This window comes from Thioalkalivibrio thiocyanodenitrificans ARhD 1, from assembly GCF_000378965.1.
GTDB lineage: Bacteria > Pseudomonadota > Gammaproteobacteria > Ectothiorhodospirales > Ectothiorhodospiraceae > Thioalkalivibrio_A > Thioalkalivibrio_A thiocyanodenitrificans.
In genome coordinates, this window is the sequence record NZ_KB900536.1 from 1216066 (window position 1) to 1235565 (window position 19500).

Annotated in this window: 16 protein-coding genes; 5 read left to right on the forward strand and 11 right to left on the reverse strand. The window is 64.3% G+C overall.

Annotated elements, in window-relative coordinates:
* The first annotated feature begins 92 nt into the window (after positions 1 to 92).
* The 5 genes from THITHI_RS19735 (at position 93) to THITHI_RS20560 (ending at position 6802) form a co-directional block, all read left to right on the forward strand.
* Positions 93 to 2330, forward strand: coding sequence for a putative bifunctional diguanylate cyclase/phosphodiesterase (locus THITHI_RS19735; protein ID WP_083908668.1), 2238 nt, complete (start codon positions 93 to 95; stop codon positions 2328 to 2330).
* 15 nt (positions 2331 to 2345) lie between these two features.
* Entirely contained in the window at positions 2346 to 3068 is a 723-nt protein-coding gene (locus tag THITHI_RS0105700) for a response regulator transcription factor (RefSeq protein ID WP_018232118.1), read from the forward strand.
* A gap of 309 nt (positions 3069 to 3377) precedes the next feature.
* Positions 3378 to 5210: an IPTL-CTERM sorting domain-containing protein gene (locus THITHI_RS0105705; RefSeq protein WP_198005581.1), complete on the forward strand. Its 1833-nt coding sequence runs from the start codon at positions 3378 to 3380 to the stop codon at positions 5208 to 5210.
* A 532-nt stretch (positions 5211 to 5742) separates the two neighbouring features.
* Positions 5743 to 6237: an exosortase H gene (gene xrtH / locus THITHI_RS0105710; protein WP_018232120.1), complete on the forward strand. Its 495-nt coding sequence runs from the start codon at positions 5743 to 5745 to the stop codon at positions 6235 to 6237.
* Positions 6227 to 6802 (forward strand): exosortase H-associated membrane protein, encoded by a 576-nt coding sequence (locus THITHI_RS20560; RefSeq protein WP_018232121.1) that lies wholly within the window; start codon positions 6227 to 6229, stop codon positions 6800 to 6802. Before xrtH ends, THITHI_RS20560 begins: the two co-directional genes overlap by 11 nt.
* Before the next feature lie 56 nt (positions 6803 to 6858).
* On the opposite strand, the gene THITHI_RS0105720 is transcribed toward THITHI_RS20560, so the two are convergent.
* From THITHI_RS0105720 to THITHI_RS0105770, 11 genes are all read right to left on the reverse strand, one after another.
* Entirely contained in the window at positions 6859 to 8166 is a 1308-nt protein-coding gene (locus tag THITHI_RS0105720) for a TRAP transporter large permease (protein WP_018232122.1), read from the reverse strand.
* A gap of 10 nt (positions 8167 to 8176) precedes the next feature.
* Positions 8177 to 8692, reverse strand: coding sequence for a TRAP transporter small permease (locus THITHI_RS0105725; RefSeq protein WP_018232123.1), 516 nt, complete (start codon positions 8690 to 8692; stop codon positions 8177 to 8179).
* 87 nt (positions 8693 to 8779) lie between these two features.
* Positions 8780 to 9943 carry a TRAP transporter substrate-binding protein gene (locus tag THITHI_RS0105730; RefSeq protein ID WP_018232124.1) on the reverse strand — a complete coding sequence of 388 codons (1164 nt, stop codon included), beginning with the start codon at positions 9941 to 9943 and terminating at the stop codon, positions 8780 to 8782.
* Positions 9918 to 10217 carry a hypothetical protein gene (locus THITHI_RS0105735; protein ID WP_018232125.1) on the reverse strand — a complete coding sequence of 100 codons (300 nt, stop codon included), beginning with the start codon at positions 10215 to 10217 and terminating at the stop codon, positions 9918 to 9920. Before THITHI_RS0105735 ends, THITHI_RS0105730 begins: the two co-directional genes overlap by 26 nt.
* Before the next feature lie 332 nt (positions 10218 to 10549).
* Positions 10550 to 11227, reverse strand: coding sequence for a TVP38/TMEM64 family protein (locus THITHI_RS0105740; RefSeq protein ID WP_018232126.1), 678 nt, complete (start codon positions 11225 to 11227; stop codon positions 10550 to 10552).
* A gap of 132 nt (positions 11228 to 11359) precedes the next feature.
* Complete coding sequence (locus tag THITHI_RS0105745; RefSeq protein WP_018232127.1) at positions 11360 to 11971, reverse strand: class I SAM-dependent methyltransferase; 612 nt, start codon at positions 11969 to 11971, stop codon at positions 11360 to 11362.
* Positions 11972 to 12278: 307 nt separating this feature from the next.
* Positions 12279 to 12746, reverse strand: coding sequence for a universal stress protein (locus THITHI_RS0105750; RefSeq protein WP_018232128.1), 468 nt, complete (start codon positions 12744 to 12746; stop codon positions 12279 to 12281).
* 149 nt (positions 12747 to 12895) lie between these two features.
* Entirely contained in the window at positions 12896 to 13672 is a 777-nt protein-coding gene (locus tag THITHI_RS0105755; protein ID WP_018232129.1) for an ABC transporter permease, read from the reverse strand.
* On the reverse strand, positions 13669 to 14652 hold the full coding sequence (locus THITHI_RS0105760) for an ABC transporter ATP-binding protein (protein ID WP_232199387.1): 984 nt from the start codon (positions 14650 to 14652) through the stop codon (positions 13669 to 13671). Before THITHI_RS0105760 ends, THITHI_RS0105755 begins: the two co-directional genes overlap by 4 nt.
* Before the next feature lie 267 nt (positions 14653 to 14919).
* Complete coding sequence (locus THITHI_RS0105765; protein ID WP_033336912.1) at positions 14920 to 16320, reverse strand: efflux transporter outer membrane subunit; 1401 nt, start codon at positions 16318 to 16320, stop codon at positions 14920 to 14922.
* Positions 16313 to 19477 carry an efflux RND transporter permease subunit gene (locus THITHI_RS0105770; protein WP_018232132.1) on the reverse strand — a complete coding sequence of 1055 codons (3165 nt, stop codon included), beginning with the start codon at positions 19475 to 19477 and terminating at the stop codon, positions 16313 to 16315. Before THITHI_RS0105770 ends, THITHI_RS0105765 begins: the two co-directional genes overlap by 8 nt.
* Positions 19478 to 19500 lie beyond the last annotated feature (23 nt).

Genomic DNA, 19500 nt, shown 5'->3' on the forward strand with positions numbered 1-19500 from the left:
CACAAATAATCCTGTTTAATGACTATCATAAATTTAATTTGGCATTAAGACCATATCGCTAAGTACATTGACAGGTTCAGGGGGGGCATTACATGTCTGCAAAATCCTCCGGTGATGAGGCGGGTTCAGCGCGTGTGCGCGTATATTCGGATCAGACCATTCATGAGGCGTTCGCGCAGTTTCTGGGCATCACGGAGCAGGATCAGCGGCTGCTGGTCAGGTACCACGAGGTGCTGATCGGGGAGAGCGAGCGTTTTGCCGAGATCTTCTACGATTACCTGCTGAGCTACCCGATCACTGCGCAGATCCTGGCCCGATACCAGAAGGACGGCGGCGAGCTGCGCGCGCTGATCAACTCCCAGCTGGGTCACCTGTGGCAATTGCTCTCCGGTCGCGTGGACCGGGAGTCGGCCCGCCGTCTGGCCCATATCGGTGATGTGCATTACGGCTTTGGCGTGGAGCCGGTGTGGGTGATGGGGGCCTACCTGCTGTACTGGGATCACCTGCGTGCGCGCCTGGCGGATATCCCGGAGCCCGAGTGCACCGCCCTGGAGAACGCGGTGACGAAGTTCCTGTTCCGCGACATGGGGCTGATGCTCGAGGGCTACTGGGATGCGACCGTGCGCCAGGTGCAGGACGAGCGCAACAAGGCGCAGGCGCTGCGCGAGCAGATCACCAGTCTGCTGGCGAATCTGCCCCAGGTGCTGTGGTCGGTGGACGTGGTGCGCAACGAGCCGCTGTACGTGAGCCCCAGCAGCAGGCGGATCTGCGACATGGACGTGGACACACCGATTCCCTGTCTGAACTGGACCGTGGCGGAGGACCGCGAGGCGGTGCGCCAGGCCTGGCGCGAGGCGCTGGCGGGGCGTCAGGTAGAGGTGGAGAGCCGGGTCAGGGCGCCGGACGGGGAGTTGCGCTGGTTCCGGCGCGTGTTTCACCCCTTCACCGACGAGAGCGGTCGCGTGGTGCGCATCGACGGGCTCATGGAGGATGCCACCGATGCCAAGCACAACCTGGAACGCCTGAATGTGCTGGCCACCACCGACAGTCTCACGGGGCTGTCGAACCGCACGGTGCTGCTCGACCGGCTCGAGCGGGCGATTGCCGCGGCCGGGCGCGGGCGGGTGCCCCGGCAGGTGGCGCTGATGCTCATGGACCTGGACCAGTTCAAGGAGATCAACGACACCCTGGGCCATCCGGTGGGCGACGAGGTCCTGCGCAGGGTGGGGGCGCGTCTCTCGGAGAAGCTGCGCGACTCCGACACGCTTGCGCGCCTGGGCGGCGACGAGTTCGCGGTCCTGCTGCCGGAGATGGAGCATGCCCGGGACACCGCCGAGAAGGTGGCGGGCAAGCTGCTTGACTGTTTCAACGAGCCGTTCTGCATTGCCAATCAGAATCTCTATCTGGGGGCGAGCATCGGCATTGCCATGTTCCCGGAGCATGGCGAGAGCGTGGACAGTCTGATGAGCCGCGCCGATGTGGCCATGTACGAGGTCAAGCGTGCCGGGCTCGGTTACGGTTTCTACGACGCAGGCACCAACCCCCACACCACGAAGCGGCTCAGGCTCGCGGCGGAGCTGCGCGGCGCGCTCGAGCGCGATGAGCTGCGCCTGCACTATCAGCCCAAGGTGGATCTCGCCTCGGGCAGGGTCAGCGGGGTGGAGGCGCTGGTGCGCTGGGCGCATCCGCGGCGCGGTCTGATGTATCCGGAGGAGTTCCTGCCCACGGCCCTGCGCACGGGGCTGATCCACCCCATGACCGACTGGGTGCTGCGCGAGGCGCTGACACAGTGCATGGCCTGGCGCGCCGAGGGCCTTGGCCTGCGCGTGGCGGTCAACGTCGACGATACGCTGTCGTTTCACCACTGCGATCTCGCCGAGCGCATCGGGGCGCTGCTTGAGGAGATCGGCGCGCCCGCCGACTGCCTGGAGATCGAGCTCACGGAGAATCTGCTGGCGAGCGACATCGCCACCAGCTCGGCGGTGCTCGAGCGCTTGGCGAACCTGGGTGTCAGGATCGCCATCGACGACTACGGCACGGGCTACTCCTCGCTGGCCTATCTGAAGCAACTGCCGCTGCATACGCTCAAGATCGACAAGTCGTTCGTGATCGACATGTGTCAGGACGAGAACGACGCGGTGATCGTGCGCTCCACCGTGGATCTGGCCCATAACCTGGGCTACACGGTGGTGGCCGAGGGCGTGGAGGACGAGGAGGTGCTCCAGCTACTGGAGATCCTTGGCTGTGACAGCGCCCAGGGCTATCACATCGCCCGCCCCATGGCCGCCGACGCGCTGGCCGGCTGGCTCCGGGACCGGGCCCGGAACTGAGCCCGGGGCAGACGTATGCGACAACAACCACCGCACCGCCTGCTGTTGGTCGAAGCTGACGCAGGGCTGCGCATTCAGATGCGGATTTGCCTTGCCGACATGGGATACCAAGTCGTCGAGGCGGGCAGCGTCGATGCCTTTTGGCGCTGCATGCGATCCCATTCCGTAGACCTGGTGTTGCTGGATCTCTCCCTGCCCGACGGGGATGGCCTGGACCTGTTGGACCGACTGAATTTCATGCCGGTTCATACACCGGTGTTCGTGATCTCGGCCCGGGACGACACAGTCAGCCGATTGACCGCTCTGGAGCGTATGGCCAGCGACTTCATCACCAAACCGTTTGATATCCGCGAACTACAGCTTCGTATCCGGAATTTCCTTCTTCTGTACGACCAAACCAGCAATCACCGCCGACCACCAATCGCACACCGCCTGGGAGGCTGGACCATCGTACCCGAGACCCGCACCCTCACCCACGACAATGGCGCCACGGCTTCGCTCACCGCGGGCGAGGCAGAACTGCTTCGCGCCCTCCTGTGCTCCAACGGTGCGGTCCTGTCCCGCAACACGCTTCTTGACACCCTGAACCGGAGTCTAGGGCGGGCGAGTCCGGAATCCCTGACCGTACTGATCTCCCGATTGCGAGGAAAACTCGCGGCCGGCGAGCAAGAAGAGGATCGGATCGTGACCGTGCACGGTGTCGGGTACCGGCTGCAGCTTTCACTGCCGGGCAGATGACGCCCGCCCGGGGCGTGACCTCTCGAAGCCCCCATTTACCACTTGTTAATGAATTGTTCTCTTCTTGTTCAGGAATGCGCTCCGGGTACTTGCTATCTTGGGCGCGACCATCCGGAGGGGCGGGCCGCATTGCGGCCGGTGGGCTTGCGGATCGGAAATCGAGCTGATGAATCGGGATAAGGGAGAACGCGGATGTTTCAGGCATGCAGAGGGCAGTGCGGGGGAATTCCTGTAACCGGACTTGGGGCAGGCCCCAAGCGGGCTGGCCGAGGGGGCGTCTTTGCGGTGCTACTGCTGGCCGGGTTGTGCATGATGACTGCACCGGCACAGGCCGATCCACCGCCGGAGGGGCAGGGCGATTTCCGGGTTCAGAACTACGCGACCGGGACGGGTAACGGGAACTATGTATACCGTGGTTATCTCTTCAAGCCCGCGCGAGACGTGGTTGTCACCGGCATGTGGGGAGGGTTTGGGCCAAATTGTAGCGAGTTTGGCGGTGCGATATACAACGCCACGTTGACCGGTGGCGGCACGGTGACAGTCCCGGAATTCAACATAGGCAGCATCGTACGGGAAGTTCGCTTCACGGACGGCATTGCCAACACGCCTGAGTTTCGGCCCTTCCTGACCAACATCACCTCGGGTGACCCGGATCCAGCCACCCTGTCGGCGGACAACTACTACGTGATAGCTCAGGGCCGCATCGTCGGTGGCAGCGGTTGTCATTTCAACTCCGGTTCCCTCGATTTTGAAAATCTGTTGCTTGGAAGCGCCATCATCGATGAGTGGTATCCACAGCAAGATGCTCAATACAACATCAGCGGAACGGGGGAGCCATCGATTAACGTCGGCAAGACAATAAGTTGGACGGACACCATTCGCATTTTGGTCGGCTTTCGCTATGAAACCGACGTTGCCCAGGCTGACCTGTCCGGAGTCAGCACCACCGCTTTCCAGCTCGATGGGACCAACAATGTTGTGGTCAATGGGTTGTTGAGTGATAGCGGCCTGCAGTCCAATGATCAGGAACTCACGCTCTATTTCGAGTGGTCAACCAGTTCTGACTTCAGTGGATCGACCCTGACCCCCGCCGAGCCGTTCACCATCACCGGACCGGCGCAGGATGTACCCTTCGGCGTGACTTTGAGTGGTCTGGCCAACGGAACGACCTATCATGTTCGGGCGGTGGCCATCAGTGAGGCCGGACGGGTCGATGCCAATGCCCTTTCCTTTACCGTGGGATCGATGGATGAAGGCTTTGAAGTCCAGGCAACTGCGTCACTCGGTGGTTCAGTAACGCCGGCAACCCGTGCCGTCGAAAGCGGGAACACAACGACCTTCTTTGCCCAGCCCAGCCAGTATTTTACGCCCCTGGAAGATGTGGGTGGCACCTGCCCGCAAGGCAGCTGGGACGGCAACACCTACACGACCGGTGAAATCACTGAGGCTTGTAATGTGGAGATCAATTTTGCATCGCATGGAAGTTGTGGACCTGCGACGGAAACCAATAGCCTGATGGCCCCGACAGCCGGTCTATGTGCTAACGGCACTGCTTCTGCAGTTCTCAGTGCCGATGGTGTACATAGCTGGACTTGTGATGGCACAGGAGGCGGTGAAACCGCCATGTGCTCCACCTCAGGGCAAGACGGTAGCCCGGCCGGCCCGGGAGTGGGTGACGACAGCGGTACAGTGACATTGACAAGTACGGGTCCGGAGTGCGTCGTCAATCAGGCGGAAGTTGTAAGTCCTCCGCCAGAGTTACCTCAAGGGTACAACATGCCTTTTGGGCTGGTTGACTTCACAGTATCAGGTTGCAGCGGGGGGGCCGTAACCATCCAAACAACCTATTCCGGTAGCGTTGAGGGGATGGTTTACTGGAAGTATATCAACGATGACTGGGTGGTCATGCCTGCGGACATCTCGGGCAATACCATTACTTTCACCGTCGAGGATAACGGGCCGTTCGATGCCGATCCGGCCGAAGGCGTCATTAGGGACCCGAGCGGCCCGGGTCTGCCCCTGTCGGGCCCAGGGTCGGGTGTGACGAGTATACCTACCCTCTCCCAGTGGGGGCTGTTCCTGATGACCGGTTTGCTGGCCCTGATGGCATTGTGGGGGCTGCGCCGCCGCCAGCCGGTGTGAGAGAACCGGGGGCCGCGCGCCAACACCGCGCGGCCCCCGGGCTGGCTTGGGGCGGGTGCAGTGCCGCACGCACGCGCATTGAATCTCCCGGCAAGTGGAACCCGCCGACACCACCCGACTGGGGCCCTGAATCCCAGGGCTTTGGGGGACTATCCATACGCGCCCTATCGGCGGTGGAACAGAGTTCCGGAGTCTCGTCCTTTCCCCATGAGCACCCCGAAACCCCGATGTGATCCCGAGCGATTGCCTCACCCCTTCAGATTTGTCCGGATGGGGCCATTGGCTACCGGGAACACGAAGGTCAGGAGGGGTAAGATCGAAACCGCACGCGGATGATGCGGCCAATGAGAATGTACATGGTGGAAACGATGCCTGTACCCTTGTATCAGAATCTTTACCCTGACCCGAAACCCGTCTACGGTACAGGGAAGTCGGGGTGCCGGCGCGTGAGGTGATCGAGATGTCCATGCCCGGAACCGGCAAAAACCGTTGTCGTGGGATCGCCCCCCCGAGGCCTTCCGGATCATAGCGAATGCTGCGTTTCTTCCTCGTATTCCTCGTCCTGCAGGGCGTACTGTTCACCGTGGAGCTTCTGCGGCCCGTGCAGCGGGCGGTGATTGTTCCCTTTACCGAGTTCCTCGCCCTTCTCTCGGGGTGGCTCATCAAGCTCTTCGACAGCCAGGTCGTCACGTATGGTGTCGTGATCCAGAGCACGGCCAATTCCTTCGGCGTGGAGATCGCGGCGGGCTGCAACGGCGTGGAGGCGACCATCATCCTGGTGGCGGCCATCCTCGCCTTTCCCGCGCCCTGGAAATACAAGCTGATCGGTATCGCCTCGGGCTTCCTGGCCATCCAGGGGCTGAATCTGGTGCGCATCATCTCGCTGTTCTATCTGGGCCAATGGAACATGACGGCCTTCGAGTGGGCACATCTGTACGTCTGGCAGGCGCTGATCATGCTCGATGCACTGATCGTGTGGCTGGTGTGGATTCGCATGATGCCGGAGCGTGCCGCCCATGCCCTCTGATCCGTTGCGCGGATTCCTCCTGAGGACACTGGTCTGGCTGCCGATCTGCTTCTTTGCCTGGTACTATCTTGCGAACCTGCTGATCTGGCCCCTGGTTCCACTGGCTGATCTGGTCCTGGGTGCTGCCCTGCCCGGGGTCCTGGAGGCCGTCCAATTGGGGCCGCGCGAGATCCAGTTCCTGACGCATCTCGAGGTCACGGCGCCGGACGGCCGCGTCGGCACCATCGCGTTCAGCATCAATCCGCTCATGTACGCCTACAATCTGCCGCTGCTCGCGGCCCTGATGATCGCGGCCGGCGAGACGCATTTCTCGTGGACCAGACTGCTGATCAGCTACGTTGCGCTGTTGCCGTTCCAGCTCTGGGGCGTGAGCTTCGATTTCGTCAAGACCGTCACCTTTGACGTCGGACCCGAGGTCTCCGCGCAGATCGGCATCACCGGCTGGGGGCTCGAAGCCGTCGCGCTCGGCTATCAGTTCGGATACCTCATGATGCCGGTGATCTCGGCCACGGCGGTCTGGATCCTGCTGAACCGCCGCTTCATAAACTCGCTGCTCGTGCGGTAGGGACAGGCCGGTCAGCCCACCGGATGCGGGCCGCCCCCATGACCCGCCGCCTCGCCTCAGTTGATCAGGAACAGGGACAAGCCGGGTACAAACGCGAGCACCAGCGCCACAATGAGCATGGCCAGCACGAACGGAAAGGCCTTTGCGGCGATTGAGAGCACCGGTTGCCCGGTGATCCCGGAGATGACAAACAGGTTCAGCCCCAGCGGCGGCGTGATGAATCCGATACCCAGAGAGGTCACCATGAAGATGCAGAAATGGATCGGATGCATGCCGATCTCCTGGGCCAGAGGCAGCATGATCGGGGCCAGGATAACGATATTGGGGGTGCTCTCCATGACCAGCCCGGCCAGGATGAACACGCCGAGCATCATCAGGATGATCAGCACCGGATTCTCGGTCAGCGCCGTCACCGAGGCGATCAGACTCTGGGGCACGTCGTTGATGGCAAGCACCTGCGCGAGCGGCAGTGCCACCGCGATGATCGGCACGATCACTCCGCAGACCTTGGCCGAGCCCTCCAGCGTGCCCGGGAAATCCTTGAGCCTGAACGTGCCCTGAAACAGACCGATGGCGATGGTGGTCACCACCGCCACTGCGGCGGCCTCGGTGGGCGTGAAGATCCCCGAATAGATACCGCCGAAGATGATGCCCGGCACGAGCAGCGCATAGCGCCCGTCCCAGATCGTCCATAGCCAGTGCCGGAAATCGAACCGGCGGCTGACATGCTCATAGCCGTTCAGCCGGTTCATGATGGCGTTGGTGATCATGATGGACGTCATCACCAGCACCCCGGGCACGATGGCGGCGAGGAACAGCGTCGAGGTGGAGATGCCGAGCACCATGCCGATGATGATGTAGGCAATGGACGGCGGGATGAGGATGCCGGTGCAGGCCCCCGCGGCAACCAGCGCGCAGGCATACCCCGGTGCGTAGCCCCGCTCGATCAGACTTTTTATGGTGATACGGCCCACGGCCGCCGCGCCGGCGGCATCGGACCCCGAGACGCAGGCGAAGAACCCGCAGCCCAGCACGGTGGAGGTTCCGAGCCCGGACCGGGTGCTGCCCATGGTCGCCTCGGCGATCCTCAGCAGCTTCAGTGACAGGCCGGTGCGCACGAGCACGTCGCCGGTCAGCACGAACAGCGGAATGGCGATCAACGCGAATGCGTCGAGGCCGTGGAACACCGACTCGCCGATGAGTTCCACAGGCAGGGTCCCGGTAACCACCAGGATGAGAAGCGCCGTGACGCCAAGTGATACCCAGACGGGTACCGCGAGGGCGAACATCACCAGCATCAGCAACAGCGGACCGAGCACCTCCCAACCCAACTCCGAACTGCCAAACGCCTCCGGTATGTACATGTGAACCGCCCTAATCGAAGAGCTGCCGCGTGGGGCGTGGGGGCCGCCCGGCGCGCAGGTCCGAGATATCGACGATGAGAGACTGAACGACGCGGATCAGCAGCAACCCGAATCCGAACGGCACCGCGAACAGCACCCACGCCCGCAGGACCCGGAGGCCGTCGGTCACCGACCCGTACTGGATCGAACTCATGAACGGAGCGATGGAGAGGTAGAGGATCACCGCCGCCAGTACACCCATCAGGATGTCGCCCATCAGGATGATCGCCGTGCGGACCCGCGGGGGCAGGAAGGTGAGCAGCACATCGATACGGATATGCGCCCTGTCGCGGACGGCCGCCGCCGCCCCGATCCACACCAGGTAGATAAAGGCGTAGCGCGCGGTCTCCTCGCCCCAGATGGACGAGAAATCGAGCAGGAAGCGGCGCAGGACCTCGATGAAGATGACCGCAACGATGTAGATGTAGAAAACCAGGAGCAGCCAGCGTTCGCCATCCCGGTCAATGGTGGCAAGGAATCTTTTCATTCGGGTTCCGCGGGTTGACGGCCGGCAGTGACGGGAGGTCGCGGACAGGATTGCCTGTCCGCGACCTCCCGCGTGATCACCGGGCGATCAGACGTCGTGCACGTAGAACCGGGACCGGGTCTGGGCCGCTTCACGCATGCGTTCAAAGCTGTCCAGCGAACCCGCAAGCTTCTTCTTGATGTCATCCCACTCTGGACGCTGGGCACCGCAGGCTTCGACCCACTGGGCGAGCTCGTCTTCAGTGGGCGTATAGAACTGGACACCGGACGCCGCCATCTCCGCCATGGCATAGGCGCGCGAGGCGGGCACCTGCGCCAGGTTCTGCTGGAAGGTCATCTCGCTGGCGAAATCAATGCCTTCCTGCACATCGGCGGGCAGGCCGCGGAACCACTCCAGGTTGCAGGAGTAAACCTGGGAGTCGGGCACCGGCTTGTTGAAGGTGATCCAGGAGAGGATGTCCTTGAAACCGTTGGAATACAGCGCCACCACCGCCGGATCCAGGGCGTCGGCCACGCCCTGCTGGATGGCCGACGGCGTCTCCCCCCAGGCCACCGGGGTCGGATTGGCCCCTGCCAGCGTATAGAACTGCTGCAGAATCTCCGAGGCCGGCACGCGGAACTTCACGCCGCGCAGATCCGAGGGGGTCTTCAGCGGAGCGCTCTGCATACCCTTTCTCGCAGCCACGGTACGCGGATCGAGCACCAGGTAGAGGAGGATCTTGAAGCCGCGCTCCTCGGCCTTGGTATGCACCACGCTCTTCCAGGCGTCAGACGTTACCAGGTTGACGAACTCCTGGTTATAGCCGCACCAGTAGGGAATGTTGATCAGATCCACCTCGGGCGCGAACGGAGAGAAATTCGAGATGGAATGTTGTGCGGCCTGGATGGTGTTGCTCTGGACACCCTGTGCCAGTGCCGATCCCATGCCCAACTGGCCCGCCGGGGCGAGGCGCACGTAGACATGCCCGTTGGTGGCATTCTGGATGTTTTCCTTGAGATTGAGCTGCATCAGCGGGTACCAGCGGGTGGCGCCGATGCGGTACTCGGTGGCAAGTGTCATGCGGACCTGCGCGGCACGTTCCCGTTCACGCTCCTCCTGGGCGGTCTGCGCCGCGGCAGGGCTCGCCAACAGCCCGCCGGCCCCGGCCACCACCGCCGCGGTAAACCCGTATTTGCCGCACAGCTCGAAGAATCGCCGGCGCTCCAGCGACTCCGGTGTATCCTGCTCAGTACGATTCCTGTTTTTTGTCATGACTACCGTCCTCCTCCAGGGGTTGCGGATCCGGTGGCTTGGCACCGGCCTGCCGTTCCGCCGCAAGCGCGGCGATCACGAAAAAGGTGGCTGAGCCGAAAAGAAGCAGAAACTCGGGTACCCGGGCAAGGCGAAGGCCGGGATCCCAGCCGAAGGCGGGCGCGAACCGTCCGTACAGGACATTGAGAAGAAACGTCAGGATAGCGAGGAAACTCGCCGTAAGCGCCAGGGCGACGAGCCATGAGCGCGCCCGATAATGTCCGTCGGATCCCATCTGGTCTCTACACCACGGGTTCAAACCGGCATCCGTTCACCGGCGCCCGGATGCCGGATCCGCAGGACAAGACGTGGATGCATTTGAACAAGGCCCAAGATCGCAATTATTTTAGAATAAGGAATGTTGCGTATCAAAAATGGGGTTGATCTCCATCTTATAGTCGGTATCGGAGACTCGCGCAAGTCATGCGGCGGGAGATGATCGAGGACCGGCGCCGGAAGCACGAGGGTCTGCCCCAATGCTGCCAATCCGTCCGTCGGAACGCACCGCCCAACCGGAATCACCCCATCGCGCCGCCGCCTCAGCCAGGGGCATCCGAGGCGTCCGCATCAGGGGTTCACGAGCCAGTTCCATACCCGGTGCGTGACAATCCAGGCGCCCACGGCAATCACGGCCGCAGCCACCATCAATATCGCCGCCTCACCGGCGGTGGGCATGCGCCCCAGCTGCAGCAGGACGTGCGTCGCGGCGACCACCACGACCGTGGGCGGGACAATTCCGATGGCCGTGCCAAGAAGAAAGTGCCGGAACCTGATGTGTGTGGTCCCCGCGGCCAAATTGATGATCGTCTGGGAGACAATCGGGACCATGTTGATGACGATCATGCTGACGACACCGCGCTTGGCCAGGGATCGGCTCAGCTGTTTCATGCGGATCCCGGACAGCCGCCGAACCGGACGCCGCCCGAGGTAGCGTCCGATCATGTATCCGATCACCGCCCCCAGGAGGGTGCCCAGGTAGACGACCGCGAAACCCAGCCAGGGTCCCAGTGCGATGACGCCGACAGGCACGAGCAGCAGCTGCGGGATGGCCAGCTGCTGGCCGACAACGACGCCCGCGAGAATCGCCCAGGGAAGCCACGGCCTGTCCGCGAACCGCCCGGCCATCTCCTGCAGCCGCGCCGGCTGCCAATTGTCGTCGCTCGCAATCATCCCCCACATCAGGGCCAGCGCCAGCAGCACGATCAGGACTGCCAGCAGAATAACGGCTCGAAGACGAACAGACATGGCGAACCCGCCCTTCAATAGCGAGAAGAGATTTCCCTTGCCCTCACCGAACCCCCGGGCACGATGCGGACACCCTCCGTGGATCGCCTGATCGGGACGGGGCCAGTGCCCACAGCGGATCCGCGGAACGCCTCATTGCCGACACAGCCGGTACCAGTGCTCGTCCGGCCTCATGATCATTTGCAGCACCTTCGGCAATCGAAAATGAGACGCTTCCACATGAGTGATCTTCCATCCGGGAAACGCGCCCTCGATCTCTTCACGGGTGGCACCGCGGATCAACGGCCTGACGCGCCTGGGCCAGACCAGCAGCATCACCGTGGCATCCGGTGCGGCGAGCGCGTCGATCTCACGGCCCATCGCCTGCTGTCGATCCGTATCAAAATCGTGAAAGGTACCCGTGTCGAGCACCAACCGGAACCCCGCCCCGACACCGGAGGCACGCAACGCGGTGACATCGCCCTCGACGAGCCTCATCTCCACGCCGGCCTGCCGGATGCGCTCCCGTGCGCGATCCAGGGCCTTTGCAACATTGTCTATTCCGGTTACCTGCCATCCGCGTCTCGCCAACTGGATACCCCATACCCCACTCCCGGTACCCAGGTCGAGTGCGGGGCCGAAGGGAGGGGTCCGTCCGCTCTCCTCGCGTTCCATCAGTTCGCAGAATCTGTTGACGAACGCCGGATCGGCGGCGGCGTCCTCCCACGGGTGGAACCCGACCGAGTAGGCAAACTGGTAGTTCATGGCGACCTCCTGTGCAATTCGTTATCAGGGAATCACACGGTCCACGAGCACCAACTCGCAGCTCAATCCATAGATTAGATGGAATCCTCGTCACTCGCACCGCCCGGAACGGGCATGCCGCATCACGCATTGCGCACCTGCAGCATACCCCTGCGGACGGCACCCGGAAGCCGGGTGGCGCGGGATCGTCAAGGTCGCAGCAATCCATCGGCGGTGGGGGGGGGTACAACGGTCACGTCACGGAACGACAGCGGCCTGCATGCGGATCCGGGCAAGCCGCTGGCTCCAGGTCGAGGAATACTTGGGCTCAGCGAATGACCAGTACCGGGCACTTGGCATGATGCAGCACACGCTGGGTGGTACTGCCCATCAGGATCTCCTTGACCTGGGAAAGTCCCCGGCGTCCCATGATGATCATGCCGCCCGTGACACCGCCGGCATGATCGAGAATCGCCTTGGCCGGCTCGCCTGCGATGGTCTTCTCCTCCACCGATACTGATGTCTCGCCGATGGCCTTGCGTGCGGCGTCGAAGGCGGTCTTTGAGTAGCTGTTGCGCAGCTTCTCGAATCCCTCCGGCGAGAAGTGCTCCAGGTCCTTTCGGCTGGCCCCTTCTCCGGGCCAGCCGAACATGTCGAGCGGCGATTCCGGAAAGGCAAAGAGCAGGCGCACGGGCACCCCCAGCTTGTCAGCCAGCCGGACAGCGTAGGTGGCGGCGGCATTGGCGTTCCGCGACCCGTCCACGGGCACCAGTAGAATATCGGGCAAATCGGTCATATCGGTCTCCAGAGTCGGTAAATGACTGTGCATTCCAGCCGGGGCAATCAGTGCAGGGCTGAGTTTAGCCCATGACATGCGCTTGAGGGTTGACCCAGCGCATCCTTGTCCCGTTCCGGTGAAGCAAGGCGCGGCGCGCCGATCCCGGTTCAACTCTTGAGCCGATACCCCGTGCGGAAGATCCCCCACACCAGCAGGAGCCCAAGCCCGATCAGGCCGGACACCACGGCAAGACTGATCCCCATGGACACGTCGCCGCTGCCATGGAAAGTCCAGCGAAATCCGCTGATCACATAGACAACCGGGTTGAACAGGCTTACCGTGCGCCAGGCGCCCGGCAGCATGTCGATGGAGTAGAAGGCACCGCCCAGGAAGGTGAGTGGCGTGACAATCAGCATGGGCACGAACTGCAGTTCCTCGAAACCCCGGGCCCAGATGCCGATAATGAAGCCCGCCAGGCTGAATGCCACCGCGACCAGTACCAGGTAGAAGAGCATCCAGCCCGGGTACAGCACCTGGACCGGCATGAACAGACTTGCCGTGAGCAGAATCAGCAGTCCGAGCAGGACCGACTTGGTGGCCGCCGCCCCCACGTATGCCAGCACGATCTCCACCGCAGAGACCGGTGCGGAAAGCAGTTCGTAGATGGTCCCGGTGAACTTCGGCATGTGAATGCCGAAAGATGCATTGTTGAGACTCTCCGTGAACACGGTCAGCATGATCAGACCGGGCACGATGAAGGCTCCGTAGGTCACTCCATCCACCTCGCCCATCCGCCCGCCGATCGCGGCGCCGAACACGACGAAGTAAAGCACCGTGGTGATCACGGGGGTGGCGAGGCTCTGCCAAAGCGTACGAGCGAAACGCGTCATCTCGAAGCGGTAGATAGCCCGCACGCCATGGATATTGAACTGCGTGGCGTTCATTTTCTCTCACTCACCAGATTGACAAAGATCTCCTCAAGGGAACTCTGCCGTGTATTGAGGTCGCGGAACTCGATGCCCAGTTCACCCATACTGCGCAGCAGGGCCGGGATACAGGCCTGTTCCTCGTCGGCGCCGAACGTAAGCTCGAGCTCGCTGCCGTCGTTGTTCAGCGTCAGGTCCCAACCGGCCAGCGTCGCGGGAATGCTCGGGAGCGGCGACTGCAGATGCAGGGTCAGCTGCTTCTTGCCGAGTTTTGCCATCAGGGCCTGTTTGTCCTCCACCAGGATCAGCTTGCCCTTGTGGATCACCCCCACCCGCTCGGCCATCTCCTCGGCCTCTTCAATGTAGTGCGTGGTGAGAATTACGGTGACACCGGTGTCGCGCAGTCTGCGCACCAGCGCCCACATGTCACGGCGCAGTTCCACATCGACGCCTGCGGTGGGCTCGTCCAGGAACAGCACGGCCGGCTCGTGGGCCAGCGCCTTGGCGATCAGCACCCGCCGCTTCATGCCGCCGGAGAGCGTCATGATCTCCTCGTTACGCTTGTCCCACAGGGACAGGTCACGCAGCACCCGCTCCAGGTACGCAGCATCGGGTGCGAGCCCGAAGAGCCCACGGCTGAACCGGACCGTATCCCACACGGTCTCGAACATGTCCGTGTGCAATTCCTGGGGCACCAGTCCGACCATGGAACGCGTGATGCGATACTCCCGAATGATGTCGTGGCCGCCAACGAGGATACGGCCCGCGCTAGGATTGACGATGCCGCAGACGATACTGATCAGCGTCGTCTTGCCGGCGCCGTTGGGGCCGAGAAGCGCGAAGATCTCGCCGCGGCGGATCTCGAGATCGATGCCGCTGAGGGCCCGCAGGCCGGAGCCGTAGATCTTGTCGAGGCCGCGCACCGAGATGACGGGTTGCGTGTCCCCGGCCGATGCCTCCGGCACGCGCACGCCCGACAGGGCACCCTGCTCGCTCACCCGATCCTCCTTGCTCCGAAATGCGTCTCGCAATGCCATTGTGTCAGCTTCCGTCATGAAAATCCGGTACGGCGCCCCGGCACTCAAGGACGTCTTCTATCGCAAGGCCGCGAAGCACGCAAAGAAGAGCCTTCAACGAATACCGTTGCGTGCCTCGCGGCTTTGCGAGAGATCTGGCACGGTGTCCGCTCAGACCCGCCCGTGCGAGCACCGAGTTGCCGAGCCGGCGCCGGGGTAACGCACGACACCGCCTGTACCGCAGCGCTATCAGCTCTCCCAGCCGCCCGCAAGCGAACGATAAAGCGCCACCAGCGCCACCGCCGCGCGAGTCCTGCCATGGGCCAGTCGCGCCTCGGCCTCCAGTTGCGCCCGCTCGGCATCCAGCACCTGAAGAAAATCCACCGCACCGGCCTCGAAGCGAAGCCGCGCCAGCCCGGCCGCTTCCGACCCCGCGGCGGCCGCGGCCTCCAGATACGCCTGCTCCTGCCGCGCGTGTGCATAACGCACCATGGAGCTTTCGGTCTCCTCGAGCGCCAGCAGGACAGTCTGCCGATAGTGGACCAGATGCGCCCCGGCATCGGCATCCGCCGCCGCGATGCGTGCGCGCACCCGACCGGCATCCAGGAAGGTCCAGTCCACGCCCAGCGCAACGATGCGGGTCTCGCTGTCGCGCTGGAACAGATTGCCGAGATCCGCCGCCTGGGTCCCGATCAGGGCGCCCAGGGTAAAGCGCGGAAAGAGGTCCGCAGTGGCGATCCCGACCCGTTCCGTGGCGGCCGCCAGCCGGCGCTCGGCAGAGCGCACGTCGGGGCGCCTGCGCAGCACCTCCCCGGGCGTGCCCACCGGAACACGGTCGGGCAGCGCGGGCATGGGCGCCGATCGGGACAGTGTCCCGGCGAGCGCACCCGGTTCCCGGCCGGTGAGCACCGCCAGCCGGTGCGCGGTCACGGCCACCTCGCCGTCCAGCACAGGGATGAGCGCCAGGGTGCCCTGGAGCTGCGCGCGGGCGCGGGCCACATCCAGGTCGGTGCCGCGCCCGGCCTCCAGCCGCGCCTCCACGAGGCCAAGACTGCGGCGCTGATTGGCGGCATTGCCCCGCGCCACGGCCAGCTGCTGCTGCAGGCCGCGCAGCTCGAAATAGCCCCGCGCCACTTCACCCACCACCGCCACCTGCACCGCCGAGAGGTCCGCACGCCCGGCCTCGGCAAGGGCCTGCTGCGCCTGCGCGCCCCGGCGCAGTCGACCGAAGAAATCGAGCTCCCAGGCGGCTCGAACCCCCAGATCGTAGCTTTCGAAGTCGCGCTGGTTGCGGGACACGTCCGGCATCTGGTCGGCGCTTGCGCGCACATCCGCCGCCTGCGCGGTGGCGGTCACACCGGGTCGTCGCTCGAGGCGGGCATGGCGTTCGAACGCCCGTGCCTGCTCGTAGCGCGCGGCGGCGATCTGCACGTCATGATTGGACGACAGCGCATCCTCCACCAGGGTCGTCAGGACGGGATCGGCGAAGCTCCGCCAGAAACGGGCCTCGCCCTCTCCCGCCGGGAATACACCGCCCTCGGCCCGCGTAAAGCCGGCGGGCTCCGCCGCTTCCGGGCGCACGTAGTCCGGTCCCGCGGCACAGGCGGACAAGAGCACCGCGAGGCCGACCGGCAGCATGCGCCTATGCATGGTTCTCTTCCGGCAGTTGTATGTCATGGCGGCGCAGCCGCTCGGCGAGCCGACGCAGGGCCACGTAGAACACCGGGGTCAGGAACAGACCGAAAGCGGTCACGCCGATCATGCCCGCGAACACCGCGATGCCCAGCGCGTTGCGGATCTCGGCACCGGCGCCGGTAGCCAGCACCAGCGGCACCACCGCGGCAGTGAAGGTGATGGAGGTCATGATGATGGGCCGCAGGCGCAGCCTGCACGACTCCAGCGCCGCTTCCAGGATGCCCATGCCCTGGCGCTCCAGGTCCCGGGCAAACTCCACGATGAGGATGGCATTCTTGCAGGCCAGCCCCATGAGCAACACCAGCCCCACCTGCACGAACAGGTTGTTGTCGCCGCCGGTCATCCACACTCCGAGCAGCGCCGAGAGCACGCACATGGGGACGATCAGGATCACGGCCAGCGGCAGCGTCCAGCTCTCATAGAGGGCCGCGAGCGCGAGAAAGGCCAGCAGCACGGCGAGCGCCACCGCGATCACCGCCGCGTTGCCCTGGTTCACCTGCTGGTAGCTGAGATCGGTCCACTCGAAGCCGATGCCTGCCGGCAGCACCGAGGGCGCGATGGCCTCCACCACCGCCAGCGCCTGCGCCGAGGAGAGCCTGCGCGGATCGGCCTCGCCCATCAGGTCCGCGGCCGGGTGGCCGTTGTAGCGCAGCACCGGGTCCGGTCCGTAGGTCTGGTCGATGCGCACCATGCTGGCGATGGGCACCATCTCGCCGCGCGCGTTGCGCGTGCGCAGCCGCCCGATGTCCTCGGCGTCGGTACGAAAGTCCGCGTCGGCCTGGGCGATCACCTGCCAGGTGCGTCCGAAGCGGTTGAAGTCGTTCACGTAGGCCGAGCCGAGATAAACCTGCAGCGTCTCGAAGAGATCCGTGAGCTCCACGCCCTGGGCCTTGGCCTTGGCACGATCCACATGGGCGTCGAGCTGCGGCACGTTGGACTGGTAGGAACTGAACGGGAACCCCATCCCGGGCACCTGCGCGAGCGCGCCGGAGAGGTTGTTCACCGCGTGCTGCAACTCGCCGTGGCCGAGCCCGGCACGATCCTGCACGAACAACGAGTAGCCGGAGCCGGTGCCGATGCCAAGCACCGCGGGCGGCTGGAAGGCGAAGGCGAAGCCTTCCTGGATGCCCGAGAACTTCATATTCAGTTCAGCGGCGATCGCCTCGGCACTGCGACTTCGGGACCTGAAATCCTCGAGGCCGAAGAAGACCGTGCCGGCATTGGGCGTGTTGTTGAAATGCATGGGATTGAGGCCCGGAAAGGCCACGGCGCTCGCCACGCCCTCGGTCTCCAGGGCGAGCCGGCTCATACGGCCGACCACCGCGTCCGTGCGATCCAGGGAGGCGCCCTCGGGGAGCTTCACGGCGCCGATGAGATAGAGCTTGTCCTGGGTCGGAATGAAGCCGCCCGGCACCGCCTGGAACATGAGCCCCGTGGCGGCGAGCAGCCCAGCATAGACCACGAACACGGCGCCGCGGCGTCTCAGCGAACGCGTCACCGATCTCTGATAGCCGTCGGCGCTCGCGCCGAAGAAGCGGTTGAAGGGACGGAACACCCAGCCGAACAGTCCGTCGATGATGCGCGTGAGCAGGTCCTTCGGCGCGTCGTGGGGCCTGAGCAGCGCGGCGGCCAGGGCCGGCGAGAGGGTCAGCGAGTTGAAGCCGGAGATCACCGTGGCCACGGCGATGGTCACCGCGAACTGGCGGTAGAACTCGCCGGTCACGCCCTCCAGGAAGGCCATCGGCACGAACACGGCGCACAGCACCAGGGTGATGGCAATGATCGGCCCGCTCACCTCGCGCATGGCCTGATGCGCGGCGGCGAGCGGCCTGAGCCCCTCGGCGATGTGGCGCTCCACGTTCTCCACCACCACGATGGCGTCATCCACCACGATGCCCACGGCGAGCACCAGGGCGAAGAGCGTGAGCGTGTTTATGGAGAATCCCAGCAGGAGCAGCACGGCGAAGGTGCCGACAATGGACACGGGCACGGCCAGCATCGGAATCAGCGAGGCGCGCCACGTCTGCAGGAACAGGGTGACCACCAGCACCACCAGCACCACGGCCTCGAGCAGCGTATAGACGACGGCCCGGATGGACTCGCGCACAAACACCGTGGGGTCGTAGACCACCTCGTAGGCGACCCCCTCCGGAAACTGTTCCGAGAGTTCCGCCATCGCCTCGCGCACCCGGTTCGACACGTCGATGGCGTTGGAACCAGGCGCCTGGAACAGGCCGATGGCCACCGCCTGGTCGTTGTTCAGCAGCGAGCGCAGCGCGTACTCCGAGGCACCCAGCTCGATGCGGGCGATGTCGGCGAGCCGCGTGAGCCGCCCGTCCTCGCCGGTCTTGATCACGATCGCCCCGAACTCCTCCTCGCTGACGAGCCGTCCCCGGGCGTTGATGGAGACCAGAAAATCCGAGGCCTGGGGCATGGGCGGCGCGCCGAGCTGCCCGGCCGAAACCTGCACGTTCTGCTCGCGGATCGCGCGCAGGATATCGCCCGCCATGAGCCCGCGCGCGGCGGCTCGGTCGGGGTCGATCCACACGCGCATGGCGTAGTCGCCCGCGCCCCAGAGCAGGGCCTGCCCCACGCCCGGCAAGCGGGCGAGTTCGTCGCGCACGCGCATGGTGCCGTAGTTGCGCAGGTAGACGCTGTCGTAGCGCCCGTCGGGCGAGGTGAGATGCACCACCATGGTGAGGTCCGAAGACATCTTGTCCGCGGTCACGCCCATTCGGCGCACGTCCTCGGGCAGGCGCGGCAGCGCCTGGTTCACGCGGTTCTGGACATGCACCTGGGCGATGTCCGGATCGGTGCCGGGGCGGAAGGTAATGGTCATCCATAGCACGCCGTCGCTGCCCGCCACCGACTTCATGTACATCATGTTCTCGACGCCGGTGATGGCCTCCTCCAGCGGCGCCGCCACCGTATCCGCAATCTCCTGGGGATTGGCGCCCGGGTACACGGCGCGCACCGAGACCGTCGGCGGCACCACGTCGGGATACTCGCTGAGCGGCAGCAGCGGGATGGCGATGATGCCCGCCACCAGGATCACGATGGACAGCACACCCGCGAAGATGGGTCTGTCCACGAAGAATCTTGCGAAATTCATGCGTTCCTTCCTCCCCGCCCCTG